This window comes from Mesorhizobium sp. CA12 (assembly GCF_020165255.1).
In the GTDB taxonomy this organism is placed as follows: Bacteria; Pseudomonadota; Alphaproteobacteria; order Rhizobiales; family Rhizobiaceae; genus Mesorhizobium.
On the sequence record NZ_JAIUHT010000001.1, the window covers coordinates 40,337 to 56,810 of the forward strand.

Consider the following 16,474-nt stretch of genomic DNA (forward strand, 5'->3'; position numbering starts at 1 on the left):
CCATGTTCACACTGCTCGTCGATTTCGCGGACAAGATCTCGTTCTTCAACGTCTTCCGCTACATCACTTTTCGTACAGGTGGCGCGCTGATCACGTCTGCGCTGATCGTCTTCATCTTTGGGCCGACGATCATCAATTCGCTGCGCCTGCGGCAAGGCAAGGGCCAGCCGATCCGCGCCGACGGCCCGCAGACGCATTTCAAGAAGGCCGGAACGCCGACCATGGGCGGGCTGATGATCCTGTCCGGCATCATCGGTTCGTCGCTCTTATGGGCAAACCTGTCCAGCATCTATGTCTGGGTCGTGTTGCTGGTCACCGTCGGCTTCGGCTCGATCGGCTTCTACGACGACTATCTCAAGGTCACCAAGCAGTCGCATCTGGGCTTCTCCGGCAAGGCCCGCCTGGCGATCGAGTTCGTCATCGCCGCCATCGCGGCCTGGGTGATCATGCATAACGGCCAGGCGCCGTTCTCGTCGTCGCTGACCTTTCCCTTCGCCAAGGAATTCCTGATCAACCTCGGCTGGTTCTTCGTGCCGTTCTCCTGCTTCGTCATCGTTGGCGCCGGCAATGCGGTGAACCTGACCGACGGCCTCGACGGCTTGGCGATCGTGCCGATCATGATCGCGGCGGCGTCCTTCGGCGTCATCGCCTATCTTTCGGGCAACGCGGTGTTCGCCGAATATCTGCAGATCCATTTCGTTCCCGGCACCGGTGAGCTCGCCGTCGTGCTCGGCGCGGTGATTGGCGCGGGCCTCGGCTTCCTTTGGTTCAACGCGCCGCCGGCCGCGATCTTCATGGGCGACACCGGCTCGCTGGCGATGGGCGGGCTGATCGGCACCATCGCGGTCGCTACCAAGCACGAGATCGTGCTGGTGATCGTCGGCGGCCTGTTCGTGGTCGAGATCCTGTCGGTCATCATCCAGGTCGGCTATTTCAAGATGACCGGCAAGCGGGTCTTCCTGATGGCGCCGATCCATCACCATTTTGAAAAGCTCGGCTGGACCGAAAGCCAGGTGGTGATACGCTTCTGGATCATTGCCGTCATCCTGGCGCTGGTCGGCCTGTCCACCCTCAAGCTCAGATAGGACTCGCTGCTTGATCCCCGCTGCTTCCTTTTCAGGCAAACGCATTTCGCTCTTCGGGCTTGGCGGCTCGGGGATCGCCACCGCGCATGCGCTGATCGCAGGCGGCGCCGAGGTGCTGGCCTGGGACGACAATCCGGACAGCGTCGCCAAGGCAGCGGCCGCGGGGATTACGACCGGAGATCTGCGCGCGGCCGACTGGCCGCATTTCGCCGCCTTCGTGCTGTCGCCGGGGGTGCCGCTGACGCATCCGAAGCCGCATTGGACGGTGGAGCTGGCGCGCGGCGCCGGCGTCGAGGTGATCGGCGATATCGAGCTGTTCTGCCGCGAACGCAACAGCCACGCGCCGGCAGCACCCTTCATCGCGATTACCGGAACCAACGGCAAGTCGACGACGACGGCGCTGACGGCGCATATCCTGAAGTCGGCGGGCCGCGACACGCAGATGGGCGGCAATATCGGTCGTGCCGTCATGACGCTCGATCCGCCCGAGCCGACGCGGCACTATGTGGTCGAGTGCTCGTCCTACCAGATCGATCTCGCGCCCTCCATCAATCCGACCGCCGGCATCCTGCTCAACCTTACGCCAGACCATCTCGACCGGCACGGCACGATGGCGCATTATGCCTCGATCAAGGAGAGGCTGGTCGCCGGCAGCGACACCGCGATCGTCGGCGTCGACGATTCCTGGTGCGCCCAGATCGCCGACCGACTGGAGCGCGCCGGCCGGCAGGTCATCCGCATTTCCAAGCGCCTGCCTTTGACGGACGGCTATTTCGCCGACGGTACCAATCTGATGGAAGCCGTGCACGGCCGCTACAGCCGCGTCGCCTTCCTCGAAGGCATCGGGTCGCTGCGCGGCCAGCACAACGCGCAGAACGCGCTGGCCGCCGTCGCCGCGTGCCTGAGGATCGGCCTCGATCTCGGCGAGATCCAGGCCGGCCTCGAGAGCTTCCCGGGGCTGGCGCATCGCATGGAGCAGGTCGGCCGCAAGGACCATGTGCTGTTCGTCAACGATTCCAAGGCGACCAATGCCGATGCGGCCGCACCCGCGCTGTCGAGTTTCAACCGCGTCTACTGGATCGCCGGCGGCCTGCCCAAGGAAGGCGGCATCGAGCCGCTGCGCGGCTTCTTCCCGCGCATCGCCAAGGCCTATCTGATCGGCGAGGCGGCGCCAGCCTTCTCGGCGACGCTCGGCGAGGCAGTACCCTACGAAATATCCGGAACGCTGGCGGCGGCGGTCGAGCATGCCGCCAACGACGCGGCAAAGGACACCGGCGGCGAGGCCGTGGTGCTGCTTTCGCCGGCTTGCGCCAGTTTCGACCAGTTCAAGAATTTCGAAGTTCGCGGCGAAGCCTTCAGGCAAGCTGCGACTGCTATTGATGGGGTGAAATCCATCGGAGGGCCACGTTGATGCAAAGCCGTCTCGACAAAAGTCCTGTCGCCACCTGGTGGTGGACGATCGATCGCTGGTTCCTGGCGGCATTCCTGTCGCTGATGGGACTGGGCATCGTGCTGTCCTTCGCCGCAAGCCCGGCGGTGGCCGAGCGCATCGGCCTCGACAGCTTCCACTTCGCCACACGCCAGATCATCTTCACCATCCCGGCGCTTATCGTGATGCTGGCAGTCTCTTTCCTGGAGGCGCGGCAGATAAGGCGCATGTCGCTGGTGATGATCTGCATCATGCTGGTGCTGATGGTGGCGGTGCTCTACATCGGCGTCGAGGTGAAGGGAGCACGGCGCTGGGTGTCGCTTGCAGGCCTTTCCATCCAGCCGTCCGAGTTCCTGAAACCGGCCTTCGTCGTCATCTGCGCCTGGCTGTTTGCGGAGCACAGGCGCCAGCCCGACATTCCCGGCAATCTGTTCGCCATGCTTTTGCTGGCGCTGGTCATCTCGCTTCTGGTGGCTCAGCCCGATCTCGGCCAGACCATGCTGGTGCTGGGCACCTGGGGCGTGATGTTCTTCATGGCCGGCCTGCCCTGGTTCTGGATCGTCGCGCTGGGGGCTGCCGGGGTCGGCGGCGTGTTCGCGGCCTATACGGTATTTCCGCACGTCGCCGCGCGCATCGACAAGTTCATGACCGGCGAAGGCGACACCTTCCAGGTCGATATGGGCCGCGAGGCGCTGATCAATGGCGGCTGGTTCGGCGTCGGCCCGGGCGAGGGCACGGTGAAGCGGGTCATCCCCGATAGCCACGCCGACTTCGTCTTCTCGGTCGCCGGCGAGGAGTTCGGCCTCATAATGTGCTTCTTCATCATGTCGATCTTCGCCTTCATCGTGCTGCGCGGCCTGAGCATCGCGCTCAAGGAACAGGACGATTTCACCCGCTATGCGGTGGGCGGCCTCGTCACCGTCTTCGGCCTGCAATCGGCCATCAACATGTGCGTGAACCTGCAGCTGATGCCGGCCAAGGGCATGACGCTGCCCTTCATCTCCTATGGCGGCTCCTCGCAGATCGCCATCGCCGTCTCGATGGGCATGGTGCTCGCCTTGACGCGCAAGCGTCCGGAAAAGCGCAAGCAGATGGGCTTCGTCCTTTCGCAGCGCGCAATGCCGGCGGAATGAGGCAGGATGGCGAAGGGTGTCATCCTGCTTGCGGCCGGCGGAACGGGCGGACATCTGTTTCCGGCCGAGGCGCTGGCGCATGAGCTGATCGAGCGCGGCTGGAAGGTGCATCTTGCCACCGACAATCGCGCCGAGCGCTATTCCCGCCATTTCCCGGCAGCCGACATTCACACCATCCCCTCGGCAACGCTGGGTTCGAAGAACCCAGTCGCCATGCTCTCGGCCTTCTGGAAGATCTGGCAGGGCGTGCGGGAGGCCGGCGGTGTAATCGCCAGGATCAAGCCGGAGGCTGTCGTCGGCTTCGGCGGCTATCCGACGCTGCCGCCGCTCTATGCCGCGACAAGGCGAAAAGTGCCGACGCTGATCCATGAGCAGAACGCCGTCATGGGCCGCGCCAACAAGGCGCTTGCCGGCCGCGTGGATGCGATTGCCGGCGGTTTCCTGCCGGAAGGCGCAAGCGCTGACGGCGCAAAGACGGTGACCACCGGCAATCCGGTCAGGCCGCAGGTCCTCGATGCGGCGAAAACGCCTTACGTGGTTTCGAACGAGGGCGAGCCGTTCCGCTTCCTGGTGTTCGGCGGCAGTCAGGGCGCGCAGTTCTTTTCCGATGCCGTGCCGGCGGCGATCGCGCTGCTGCCGCAAGACCTGCGCAAGCGGCTGGTCATCACCCAGCAGGCGCGCGCCGAGGATGTGGCGCGGGTGAAGGCGGCCTATGCCGATCTCGGCGTCGACGCCCAGGTTTCGCCCTTCTTTACTGACATGGCGGCGCGCATCGGGGCGGCGCATCTGGTGATGTCGCGTTCCGGCGCCTCGACGGTTTCGGAAATCGCCGTCATCGGCCGGCCGGCACTGCTGGTGCCTTATCCGCACGCGCTCGACCACGATCAGTCGGCGAATGCGGCAGCCCTTGCCGCCGCCGGGGGAGCCGAGCTCCATCCGCAGTCGACGCTGTCGGCGGCGCGCATCGCCGAGCTGGTCGGCGGGCTGGTCAAGGACCCGAACCGGCTGGCGACCATGGCCGCCGCCGCCCGCTCGGCCGGGAAACCGAACGCGGCGCGGTTGCTCGCCGATCTGACAGAGGCTATTGCGTCCGGCAAAACGGTTTCGGACTACAGGAGGACGCGCCCATGAAGATGCCGCAGACGATCGGCCTTGTGCATTTCATCGGCATCGGCGGCATCGGCATGAGCGGCATCGCCGAGGTGCTGCACAATCTGGGCTACAAGGTGCAAGGGTCCGACCAGGCCGACGGCGCCAATGTGCAGCGGTTGCGCGACAAGGGCATCGAATGCTTCGTCGGCCACAAGGCCGAGAATGTCGGCGATGCCGAAGTCGTGGTTGTTTCGACCGCGATCAAGAAGTCCAACCCGGAGCTCAAGGCCGCGCGCGAGAAGCTTTTGCCGATCGTGCGCCGGGCCGAGATGCTGGCCGAACTGATGCGTTTCCGCCAGGCGGTCGCCATCGGCGGCACGCATGGCAAGACGACGACCACCTCGATGGTGGCGACGCTGCTCGAGGCCGGCGGGCTCGACCCGACCGTCATCAATGGCGGCATCATCAACGCCTACGGCACCAATGCCCGCATGGGCGACGGCGAGTGGATGGTGGTCGAAGCCGACGAGAGCGACGGCACCTTCCTGAAACTGCCGGCCGACATCGCCGTCGTCACCAACATCGATCCCGAGCATCTCGACCACTATGGGAGCTTCGACAAGGTGCGCGAGGCGTTCCGCCAGTTCGTCGAGAACGTGCCGTTCTACGGTTTCGGCGTGATGTGCACCGACCATCCGGAAGTGCAGGCGCTGGTCGGCCGCATCGAGGATCGGCGCGTCATCACCTATGGCGAGAACGCGCAGGCCGACGTGCGCTTCACCAATCATCGCATGCAAGGCGCGATTTCCGAATTCGATATCGTCATCCGCGATCGCAAGGGGCGGGGCACGACGTCGATAAATGACCTGCGCCTGCCGATGCCCGGCCGGCACAACGTCTCCAACGCGACGGCGGCGATCGCGGTGGCGCATGAGCTTGGCCTCTCGGCCGAGGCGATCAAGAAGGGCCTTTCGTCCTTCGCGGGCGTCAAGCGGCGCTTCACCCGTACGGGCTCGTGGAACGGTGTCGAGGTGTTCGACGATTACGGCCACCACCCGGTCGAGATCGCGGCGGTGCTGAAGGCCGCGCGCAGCGCGACCAAGGGGCGTGTCATCGCCATCGCGCAGCCGCATCGCTTCACCCGGCTTCACGATCTCTTCGAGGAATTCTCGGTCTGCTTCAACGACGCCGACACGGTCATGGTGGCGCCGGTCTACGCGGCCGGCGAGGAACCCATCGAAGGCGTGACTTCCGACGCGTTGGTGTCGCGCATCCGCTCCGGCGGCCACCGCGACGCACGCTATATCGATGGTCAGGCAGCAATCGCGCCCGCCATTCGCGAGCTTGCCAAGCCCGGCGATTTCGTCGTCTTCCTCGGCGCCGGCAACATCACGCAATGGGCCTATGCGCTGCCCAAGGAACTTGGTGGGACGCCCTCATGATGCGCGGCCAGGACCTGATCGATAAACTCGGCGACAAGCTTGCCGGCCTGCGCGGCCGTATCACGCCGAACGCCGAGATGGACAAGATCACCTGGTTCCGGGCCGGCGGCCTCGCCGAGGCGCTGTTCCAGCCGGCCGACGAGGAGGACCTCGCGGCCTTCCTGCGCGCGGTGCCGGAAGAGATACCGGTCGTGGTGGTCGGCGTCGGCTCGAACCTTCTGGTGCGCGACGGCGGCATTCCGGGTTTTGTCGTCAGGCTCTCGGCCAAGGGTTTCGGCGAGGCCGAGACCACCGGGCCGATCACGATCAAAGCCGGCGCGGCGACGCCGGACAAGCGCCTCGCGGCGGTGGCGTATGAAGCCGGCATTGGCGGCTTCCATTTCTATCACGGCATTCCTGGCGCTGTCGGCGGCGCGCTCAGGATGAATGCCGGCGCCAACGGCGTCGAGACGCGTGAGCGGGTCGTCGAGGTGAGGGCCCTGGACCGCAGGGGCAATCTCCATACGCTGAGCAATGCCGATATGGGCTATGCCTATCGCCATTCGTCCGCGCCTGCAGGACTGATCTTCACCTCGGCCATTTTCGAAGGGTTTGCGGAAGACAAGGCGGCGATCAAGGCGGCAATGGATGCCGTGCAGAACCATCGCGAGACGGTGCAGCCGATCAGGGAGAAGACCGGCGGCTCGACCTTCCAGAATCCGGAAGGCACCTCGGCGTGGAAGGAGATCGACAAGGCCGGCTGCCGCGGGCTGATGATCGGCGGCGCGCAGATGTCGCCGATGCATTGCAACTTCATGATCAACACCGGCACGGCCACCGGCTACGACCTCGAATATCTGGGCGAGACGGTGCGGGCGCGGGTGCTCGAGAATTCGGGCATCCGGCTGCACTGGGAGATCAAGCGCCTCGGCAATTTCAGGCCCGGCCATGCGGTGCAGGAGTTTCTCGGGCAGCTTCTTTAGCTTAGGCTTAAGTTCATGTGATGCTTGAACTTCCAGTGATCTGAAACAGCCGTAGAACCGTTGCCTCAAAGACTCACAATTCACTTTTTGCGGCTGTTTTCGCGGAAAGTGAATCTCTCGGAATCATAGGTACTTGCCAGCGAATCAACTCTCTGATTCTCTGCCCTAAAGCGTTTCCTGATTTGAGTCGTTCGACGCGTTAAGCCGCGTTTTCCGTCTGGGGGGGCAACCTGCCGGAGCGCTCGGACTCAATGTTTGGAAATGCGGTGCGGGAATATCGGTTGCAGGCCCGGCGTGAGAGGGGATGACGGGATGAAGAAGAAGCATGTGGCTGTCCTCCTGGGTGGATTCTCCTCGGAGCGGCCCGTGTCTCTGTCCTCGGGGAAGGCGTGTGCGGATGCGCTCGAGAATGAAGGCTATCAGGTCACCCGGGTCGATGTTTCGCGCGATGTCGGGTCTGTGCTTGCCGAGCTCAAGCCTGATGTCGCTTTTAACGCGCTGCACGGTCCGTTCGGCGAGGACGGCACCATCCAGGGAATTCTCGAATATCTCGCAATTCCCTACACCCATTCGGGTGTGCTCGCTTCGGCCTTGGCCATGAACAAGGAGCAGGCCAAGAAAATCGCCAAGGCGTCCGGCATTCCGGTCGCGGAGTCGAAGGTGGTCAACCGCTTCGCCGTCCAGAACAAGCATCCGATGAAGCCGCCTTATGTGGTCAAGCCGGTCAATGAGGGGTCGAGCTTCGGCGTGGTCATCGTGCATGAGGGGCAGTCGCATCCGCCGCAGGTGATCGGCTCCACGGAATGGCAATATGGCGAGATCGTCATGGTCGAGCGCTACATTCATGGCCGCGAATTGACCTGCGCGGTGATGGGCGATGTGGCGCTCGGCGTCTGCGAGATCATCCCGACCGGGCATTCCTTCTACGATTACGATTCAAAATACGTTCCCGGCGGATCAAAACACGAAATCCCTGCTAAAATTTCACCGAATATTTACCAAAAAATACAGACACTGGCCCTCAAGGCTCATCTTGCCATTGGTTGCCGGGGCGTCTCCCGATCGGACTTCCGTTACGACGATCGCCACTCCGAAAACGGCGAGATTGTCTGGCTCGAGGTCAACACTCAGCCGGGCATGACGCCGACGTCTCTGGTGCCTGAAATCGCCGCGCAAGCGGGACATTCGTTCGGCGATTTGTTGAGTTGGATGGTGGAGGACGCTTCGTGTCTGCGTTGAGGTTGGGGCAGGGTAATGGCGTCGGCGCGGCTGGTCTCGCGCTGTTCGGTATGTCGCTGTCATTCGACCGTTTCGTGCTGCCGCGTCAGCTTCGCCGGCCGATGCGCGTGCTGGCGCGTTTGTGCAGCGGAGAGTATGAGGCGCCGCGCTTTTCGGCGGCGATCCTTTCCGCTGCGCTGATCGCGTCCAGCAGCGCCTACGGCGCCTATCTCGGCGGCTACGCCGACAGCATCGTGCAGGGTGTGACGGCGCGCACCGGCTTTGCCGTCGACCAAATCAAGGTGGTCGGCAACCGCCAGACCTCCGAGATCGATGTGCTCGACCGGCTCGGCCTCGACGGCTGGACCTCGCTGATCGGCTTCGACGCCGAGGCCGCGCGCGCGCGCATCGCGACGCTGCCGTGGGTCGAGGGAGCCGCTGTGCGCAAGATCTACCCGCATACGCTGGAAGTGCGCATAGAGGAGCGCCAACCCTTCGCGCTTTGGCAGCAGGGCACCTCGGTCTCGGTCATCGAGCGATCGGGCGAGATGATCGCGCCGTTCTCGGGCGGCAAGCAGGCGCTGCTGCCGCTGATCATCGGCACCGGCGCGCCGGCCATGGCGCCGGCCTTCCTCGCCAAGATCGAGCGCTATCCCGAGCTTGCGGCGCGGGTCAAAGGCTACATTCGGGTCGGCGAACGGCGCTGGGACCTGAGGCTTGAGAACGGCATCACGATCAAGCTGCCGGAAGACGGCGAGGACCAGGCGATCGCCGAGCTCGTCAAGATCGACCATGACAACGGATTGCTGACCCGCGACATCGCCGCCGTCGACATGCGGCTTTCCGACCGGCTGGTCGTGGAGCTGTCGCCGGAAGCGGCGACACAGCGCGAAGCAGCGCTCAGCGACAAGCCGAAGTCCCTGGCCAAGCGCAAGGTGGAGAGAAAGATATGAGCTGGCTTGGCGGCGGCAGCGACGCTTCTTCGCGCCGGTCGGGCACGCTCACTGTGCTCGATGTCGGCTCCAGCAAGGTTTGCTGCGTCGTGGCGAAGCTGAAGCCGAACGAGGACGGCAAGCTGCTGCGCGGACGTTCGCATCGCATCCAGGTGATCGGCATCGGCCACCAGAAATCGCAAGGCGTGAAGTCCGGCGTGGTGGTCGATCTCGATCGCGCCGAGCATGCCATCCGGCTTGCCGTCGATGCGGCCGAGCGCATGGCCGGGCTCACCGTCGATTCCCTCATCGTCAACATGACGGCCGGCCGGCTGAAGAGCGAAGCCTTCTCGGCGACGATCAATCTCGGCGGCCATCAGGTCGAGGAAGTCGACATCAAGCGCGTGCTCGCCGCCGGCGCCAAGCAGGCGCTCAGGGCGGAGCGCGAGGTGATCCATTCGCTGCCCGTCGGTTTCTCGCTCGACGGCGAGCGCGGCATGCGCGACCCGCGCGGCATGATAGGCGATGCGCTTGGCGTCGACATGCATGTGCTGACGGGCGACGCGGCGCCGATGCGAAATCTGGAGCTTTGCATCAATCGCTCGCATCTGTCTGTCGAGCGCATGGTGGCGACGCCCTATGCCAGCGGGCTTGCCTCGCTGGTCGACGACGAGCTCGAAATGGGCGCGGCCTGCATCGATATGGGCGGCGGCACGACGACCATCTCGGTCTTCTCGGAGGGCAAGTTCGTCCATGGCGACGCGATCGCCATCGGCGGCAACCATGTGACGCTCGACATGGCCAAGGGCCTGTCGACCTCGCTCGACGCCGCGGAACGGCTGAAGGTGATGCATGGCTCGGCGCTGCCCGGCAGCGCCGACGACCGCGACCTCGTCTCGATCCAGCCGATCGGCGAGGAAGGCGATGTGCCGCTGCAGATCCCGCGCTCGGTAATGACGCGCATCATCCGCGCCCGCATCGACGAGACGCTGGAGCTTCTGCGCGACCGGCTGAACAAGTCCGGCTACGGCAATGCCGTCGGCAAGCGGGTGGTGCTCACCGGCGGCGCAAGCCAGCTCGCCGGCCTGCCGGAAGCGGCGCGCCGCATTCTCGGGCGCAATGTGCGCATCGGCCGGCCGCTGGGCGTCGCAGGGCTGCCTGAGGCGGCAAAGGGACCGGCGTTCTCGACCCCGGTCGGACTGATGATCTATCCGCAGATGGCGAGCTTCGAGAGCCATTCGGCGAAAGGACTTTCCGGTTTCAGGATGACCGGAACGGGCGGAAAACTGCATCGCATGAGTCAGTGGTTGAGAGACAGTTTTTAATTTGACGGGGACAGCCCCATAGGCGGCCGCAGCGGCGAGGCGGCGGGAAAGGCAAAGGACGGAGACAATGACCATCAATCTGCAGAAGCCGGACATCACCGAGCTCAAGCCACGCATCACCGTGTTCGGTGTCGGCGGCGGCGGCGGCAATGCCGTGAACAACATGATCACAGCCGGCCTGCGCGGCGTCGAGTTCGTGGTGGCCAACACCGACGCGCAGGCGCTGACGATGTCCAAGGCCGAGCGGCTGATCCAACTCGGCGCGCATGTCACCGAAGGCCTCGGCGCCGGCTCGCAGCCGGAAGTCGGCCGCGCGGCGGCGGAAGAGTGCATCGACGAGATCATCGATCATCTCTCCAACACCCATATGTGCTTCGTCACCGCCGGCATGGGCGGCGGCACCGGCACGGGCGCCGCTCCGGTCGTTGCCCGCGCGGCGCGCGAGAAGGGCATCCTCACCGTCGGCGTCGTCACCAAGCCGTTCCATTTCGAGGGCCAGCGCCGCATGAAGACGGCCGACATGGGCATCGAGGAACTGCAGAAATGCGTCGATACGCTGATCGTCATCCCCAACCAGAACCTGTTCCGGCTGGCCAATGACAAGACCACCTTCGCCGATGCCTTCGCAATGGCCGACCAGGTGCTCTACTCGGGCGTCGCCTGCATCACCGACCTGATGGTCAAGGAAGGCCTGATCAATCTCGACTTCGCCGACGTCCGCTCGGTGATGCGCGAGATGGGCAAGGCGATGATGGGCACGGGCGAAGCTTCGGGCGAGGGCCGCGCGATGGCCGCCGCTGAAGCCGCCATCGCCAACCCGCTGCTCGACGAGACCTCGATGAAGGGCGCCAAGGGCCTGCTGATCTCGATCACCGGCGGCCGCGATCTCACCCTGTTCGAGGTGGACGAGGCCGCGACCCGCATCCGCGAGGAAGTCGACCAGGACGCCAACATCATCCTGGGCGCCACCTTCGACGAAGAGCTGGAAGGCGTGATCCGCGTGTCGGTCGTCGCCACCGGCATCGACAAGTCGGCGGCCGAAATAGCGGCTGCGCCGATCTCGATTCGCGCGCCGCAGAAGCCGGCCGCCCGCCCGGCGGCGGCTCCGGTGGCAGAAATCCGCCCCGCTCCGGTTCAGCCGCAGGCCTATGAGCCGCGCGCGGCCGATCCGGTCGCGGAGGCGATCCAGCTTGCCGAGGCAAATGCCGCCGCCATGGCGCAGCCGCGCGCCGTGCCGATGGACGACTTCCGGCCGCAGAGCAAGATCTTCCAAGCCCCGCCTGCGCAGCCGCAGCCGCAGCCGGTGGTGCCGCAGCAGGTCATGCAGCAGCCCGCGCCGCAGCGCGAGATGCCGCAGCCGGTGGCCGCGGCGCCGCAGCGTATGCCGCGCGTGGAAGACTTTCCGCCGGTGGTAAGGGCCGAAGTCGAAGCCAAGAGCCGGCCGGCGGACCATGAGAACAGCGGTCCGATGGGGCTGATCAAGCGGCTGACCAACGGCCTTACCCGCCGCGAGGAAGAGCCGGCCCGGCTCCAGCCGGCGCAGCCGCGCGAGCCGAAGCTGCGTCAGGCCGCGCCCGAGATGCGCCGTCTCGCCAGCCAGGATCCTGCGCTCTATGCGCCGCGCCGCGGCCAGCTCGACGACCAGGGCCGGCTGACGCCGCAGGCCCGCACGGTCCAGGAAGACGACCAGCTGGAAATCCCGGCCTTCCTGCGCCGTCAGGCCAACTGATCGATACGGCGGACCGCCAATCGTTAACGGTATATAACAGTTGTTAACAGGCAGACGAGAAACCGTCTGCCTGTTGCTTTTGCAAAAGACATTTAAAACAAGGCTTTACGAGCTGTTTCTGATGCGTTTCCGTGGTTACACGGGGTAAGAAACCGTGATTTGGAGTCTCCAGGGCGGGCCACTATCTTCGCCACGGCCTAAAGTCGGTTTGCCGGGATTCGGGGAGTAGCCCTGCCTGCCGATTATACAGAGCCGCGTGCTCTTGCTTATTTTGCCGCCTTTGCGCGAGCGTCAGACCATCAGTCTGACTGCAAGATACCCAAGGCCGATGGAGCGGACGCAGGCATTCAGGGCGTATGGGGTTACTCTTGCACGACTATCAGACGACAGTGAAATCGCGCGTGACGCTGGCTGGGATCGGCGTCCATAGCGGCAAAACCGTGACCGTTCGCTTCCTGCCGGCCGATGCCGATACGGGCATCGTCTTTCATCTTTCGAATGGCGGCGAAGCCCGGGAGCTCCGCGCCCTGGTCGCGGAAGTCGGCGCCACCGATCTCTGCACCATGCTTGGCGATCCGGCCGGCGATCATATCGGCACCGTCGAGCATCTGATGGCCACGGTGTTCGGTCTCGGCATAGACAATTTGATCATCGAGATCGACGGTTCGGAAGTCCCCATTCTCGACGGCAGCGCCATGGCCTTCGTCGAGGCCATCGACCAGGCCGGCATCGAGACGCTGGCGGTGAGGCGTCGCTACATCCGTGTCGTCAAGCCGGTGCGCGTGGAAGCCGGCGCGTCCTGGGCGGAGTTCCGCCCCTATGACGGCACGCGGTTCGAGGTCGAGATCGATTTCGAGAGCCCGGCGATCGGCCGCCAGCAATTCGCCTCCGACATCAATCCCGACATCTTCCGCCGCGACATCGCGCGCGCTCGCACATTCGGCTTCATGAAGGACGTCGAGAGGCTTTGGGCCGCCGGCTACGCGCTCGGCTCGTCGCTCGAAAACTCGCTTGTCATCGGCGACGACAACCGCGTCATCAATGTCGGCGGGCTGCGCTATCCCAACGAATTCGCCCGTCACAAGACGCTCGATGCGATGGGCGATCTGGCGCTGGCCGGCGCGCGCTTCATCGGCTGTTTCCGTTCCTATCGCGGCGGCCACCGGATGAACGCGTCTGCGTTGCGCCGGCTGCTTTCCGACCACACGGCCTTCGAGATTGTCGAGACGAGGCGCCGAGAGCGCGGCCGCGTCGCCGAGATGATCGCTGTCAGCCGGCCGGTCTACGCACCTTGGGTGATCTGATTCTTAACCGTTTTCTGGCTTTGTGGTCAGGCTTGTGTTGCATGGCTGCATCACCGGGCCGCCAAAACGCGCGGCTTTGATCATCGCGTCGGCCTGCCACAAAAATGTGCGATTGGCCGGACATAGCGTTGCCGGGCAAGGGGATAATGGTTTATGGCTTCGGCCCGGACCGAAACGACGCCGAAGGGGCGGAATCCAAACATGTTTTTTTCGCGAGTTGGTCAATCGGTAGCGCCGCGTCGGGGTGTTTTGCTGGCGCTGTCGGTGGTTGCTCCCGCGCTCGTGCTGTCGGCCTGCATGTCCTCCGAGAAGGATGTCAACCTGGCGACCTATGTCGACCAGACCGAGCCGGCCGACGTTCTCTACAACCAGGGCCTGGCCAACATGAATGCCGGCCGCCTCGATGAGGCGAGCAAGAAGTTCGACGCGGTCGACCGCCAGCATCCCTATTCGGAATTCGCACGCAAATCGATGGTGATGGGCGCTTTCGCCGATTATCGCGCCGGCAATTACGACGAGGCGATCGGTTCGGCCAAGCGCTACCTGACCCTCTATCCCTCGACAGACGACGCGGCTTACGCGCAGTACATCATCGGCCTCTCCTACTATCGGCAGATCAAGGACGTCACCCAGGACCAGAAGGAAGCGCGCCAGACCATCCAGAGCATGCAGGATCTGGTGACGCGCTGGCCGAACTCCGAATATGTCGGCGACGCCAAGGACAAGATCCGCTTCGCCAGCGACCAACTCGCCGGCAAGGAGATGCAGGTCGGCCGCTACTATCTGGAGCGCCGCGAATACATCGCCGCCGTGAAGCGTTTCCGCACCGTGGTCGAGAACTATTCCAACACCCGCCATGTCGAGGAGGCGCTCGCGCGCCTGACCGAGTCCTACTATGCGATGGGCCTGACCTCGGAAGCGCAGACGGCCGCGGCGGTGCTTGGTCACAATTATCCGGACAGCCCGTGGTACAAGGATTCCTACAAGCTCCTGCAGAGCAACGGGCTTGAACCCCGCGAAAATGCCGGATCGTGGATTTCCAAGGCCGGGAAGCTGATCACCGGCGCCTGAAGCTTGCGATGCTATCCAGACTGTCGATCCGCGATATCGTCCTGATCGAGAAGCTGGACATCGACTTCCTGCCTGGGCTTTCGGTACTGACCGGCGAAACCGGCGCCGGCAAATCCATCCTGCTCGATGCGTTGTCGCTGGCTCTTGGGGCGCGGGGCGATGCCTCGCTCGTCCGCCATGGCGCCGCGCAAGGCCAGGTCATTGCCGTGTTCGACGTGCCGCGCAACCATCCGGCACGCGCGTTGCTCGCCGGAAACGACATTGAGGATGATGGCGACATCATTCTGCGCCGCGTACAGACCGCCGATGGCCGCACCCGCGTCTTCGTCAACGACCAGCCCTCCAGCGTCACCCTGATGCGCGATGTCGGCCGCGCGCTGGTCGAGATCCATGGCCAGCATGACGAGCGGGCACTGGTCGATCCCGGCGCGCATCGCGAATTGCTGGACAGTTTCGGCGGCCATCTGGGCGTCGTGCGTGGCACGGGCGAAGCCTGGCGGTACTGGCGAAACTGCGAGCAGGAGCTTTCCCGGCATCGCGCCAAGGTCGAGGCGGCGGCGCGCGAAGCCGATTATCTGCGCGCTTCCGTGGCCGAGCTCGCAAGACTCGACCCGCAGCCGGGCGAGGAAACGGAGCTTGCGGAGTTGCGCGCGACGATGATGCGCGTCGAAAAGATCGCCGCCGAAATCCATGATGCGCAGGATGTGCTGTCGGGGCCGTCCTCGCCCTTGCCGCAACTCGCCAGCCTGTTGCGGCGGCTGCAGCGCAAGTCCAGCGAGGCCCCCGGCCTGCTCGACGACGTAGTGAAATCGCTCGACGAAGCGATGATCTCGCTCGACGCCGCGCAGTCCGGGGTGGAAGCGGCGCTTCGCGCCACCGAATATGATCCGCAGCGTCTGGAGAAGGCGGAAGAGCGTCTGTTTGCGCTGCGCGCCGCCTCGCGCAAGCACAGTGTCGCGGTCGACGATCTGGCGCAGCTGCGCGACACGATGGTGGCCGATCTTGCCGACCTCGATGCCGGCGAGGAGCGGCTGCACGCGCTGGCCAAGCAGGCCGCCGCGGCGCGCGAGGCCTACGATATTTCCGCGGCGCAGCTGTCGTCGCTGCGCCATGCGGCGGCGGCGGGCCTGACCAAGGCTGTGATGGCGGAACTGCCGGCGCTCAAGCTCGAACGGGCCGAGTTCATCGTCGAGATGGGAAGCGATGCCGAAAGCCGCATGGAAGAAGGCATCGACCAGGTCGAATTCTGGGTGCGCACCAATCCGGGCACCCGGCCGGGACCGATGATGAAGGTCGCTTCCGGCGGCGAGCTCTCGCGCTTCCTTTTGGCGCTGAAGGTGGCACTGGCCGATCGCGGCTCGGCGCCGACGCTCGTGTTCGACGAGATCGACTCCGGCGTCGGCGGCGCGGTGGCCGACGCCATCGGCCAGCGGCTGGCGCGGTTGTCAAAGCGGGTACAGGTGCTTTCCGTCACGCATGCGCCGCAGGTTGCGGCACGCGCCGCCACGCATTTCCTGATCTCCAAATCCGGCGGCAAGGACCGCGTTGCCACCGGCATTGCCGAAATGGACCGCGCAGCGCGCCAGGAAGAAATCGCGCGCATGCTGGCCGGCGCCACCATCACCGACGAAGCGCGCGCGGCAGCGGAGCGGTTGCTGCGCGAGAACACGGCCGCCGCTTAGAAAGTTGGGCCTCTTCGGTTCCAATCCGAGTCAGCAGATGGCTGCATCGTGCTGTTCAGCAATGATTTCT

13 protein-coding genes are annotated in these 16,474 nt (G+C 64.7%); all 13 read left to right on the forward strand.

The genetic code is table 11. The features are described from left to right. Positions 1 to 2 precede the first annotated feature (2 nt). The 13 genes from mraY (at position 3) to recN (ending at position 16,404) form a co-directional block, all read left to right on the forward strand. Positions 3 to 1,085: a phospho-N-acetylmuramoyl-pentapeptide-transferase gene (mraY, locus tag LB520_RS00190; RefSeq protein ID WP_095768991.1), complete on the forward strand. Its 1,083-nt coding sequence runs from the start codon at positions 3 to 5 to the stop codon at positions 1,083 to 1,085. A 10-nt stretch (positions 1,086 to 1,095) separates the two neighbouring features. After that, on the forward strand, positions 1,096 to 2,496 hold the full coding sequence (murD, locus tag LB520_RS00195) for a UDP-N-acetylmuramoyl-L-alanine--D-glutamate ligase (RefSeq protein ID WP_224544827.1): 1,401 nt from the start codon (positions 1,096 to 1,098) through the stop codon (positions 2,494 to 2,496). Continuing rightward, entirely contained in the window at positions 2,496 to 3,647 is a 1,152-nt protein-coding gene (ftsW, locus tag LB520_RS00200; protein ID WP_095768993.1) for a putative lipid II flippase FtsW, read from the forward strand. Before murD ends, ftsW begins: the two co-directional genes overlap by 1 nt. Positions 3,648 to 3,653: 6 nt before the next feature. Further along, positions 3,654 to 4,778, forward strand: a complete 1,125-nt coding sequence (murG, locus tag LB520_RS00205) for an undecaprenyldiphospho-muramoylpentapeptide beta-N-acetylglucosaminyltransferase (RefSeq protein ID WP_224635989.1) — start codon at positions 3,654 to 3,656, stop codon at positions 4,776 to 4,778. Then, on the forward strand, positions 4,775 to 6,181 hold the full coding sequence (murC, locus tag LB520_RS00210; RefSeq protein WP_140839709.1) for a UDP-N-acetylmuramate--L-alanine ligase: 1,407 nt from the start codon (positions 4,775 to 4,777) through the stop codon (positions 6,179 to 6,181). Before murG ends, murC begins: the two co-directional genes overlap by 4 nt. Continuing rightward, entirely contained in the window at positions 6,178 to 7,143 is a 966-nt protein-coding gene (murB, locus tag LB520_RS00215; RefSeq protein WP_224632939.1) for a UDP-N-acetylmuramate dehydrogenase, read from the forward strand. The genes murC and murB overlap by 4 nt, the downstream gene beginning before the upstream one ends. Positions 7,144 to 7,455: 312 nt before the next feature. Then, complete coding sequence (locus LB520_RS00220) at positions 7,456 to 8,382, forward strand: D-alanine--D-alanine ligase (protein ID WP_224635990.1); 927 nt, start codon at positions 7,456 to 7,458, stop codon at positions 8,380 to 8,382. Continuing rightward, complete coding sequence (locus LB520_RS00225; protein WP_224635991.1) at positions 8,370 to 9,314, forward strand: cell division protein FtsQ/DivIB; 945 nt, start codon at positions 8,370 to 8,372, stop codon at positions 9,312 to 9,314. The genes LB520_RS00220 and LB520_RS00225 overlap by 13 nt, the downstream gene beginning before the upstream one ends. Then, positions 9,311 to 10,618 (forward strand): cell division protein FtsA, encoded by a 1,308-nt coding sequence (ftsA, locus tag LB520_RS00230; protein ID WP_224635992.1) that lies wholly within the window; start codon positions 9,311 to 9,313, stop codon positions 10,616 to 10,618. The genes LB520_RS00225 and ftsA overlap by 4 nt, the downstream gene beginning before the upstream one ends. A gap of 67 nt (positions 10,619 to 10,685) precedes the next feature. Then, the gene (ftsZ, locus tag LB520_RS00235) at positions 10,686 to 12,347 is read left to right on the forward strand and encodes a cell division protein FtsZ (protein ID WP_095769000.1); all 1,662 of its coding nucleotides are present in this window, start codon (positions 10,686 to 10,688) and stop codon (positions 12,345 to 12,347) included. 356 nt (positions 12,348 to 12,703) lie between these two features. Continuing rightward, the gene (gene lpxC, locus LB520_RS00240; RefSeq protein WP_224635993.1) at positions 12,704 to 13,651 is read left to right on the forward strand and encodes a UDP-3-O-acyl-N-acetylglucosamine deacetylase; all 948 of its coding nucleotides are present in this window, start codon (positions 12,704 to 12,706) and stop codon (positions 13,649 to 13,651) included. 201 nt (positions 13,652 to 13,852) lie between these two features. Beyond that, entirely contained in the window at positions 13,853 to 14,722 is an 870-nt protein-coding gene (locus LB520_RS00245) for an outer membrane protein assembly factor BamD (protein ID WP_224635994.1), read from the forward strand. An 8-nt stretch (positions 14,723 to 14,730) separates the two neighbouring features. After that, positions 14,731 to 16,404 (forward strand): DNA repair protein RecN, encoded by a 1,674-nt coding sequence (gene recN / locus LB520_RS00250; RefSeq protein ID WP_224635995.1) that lies wholly within the window; start codon positions 14,731 to 14,733, stop codon positions 16,402 to 16,404. Positions 16,405 to 16,474 lie beyond the last annotated feature (70 nt).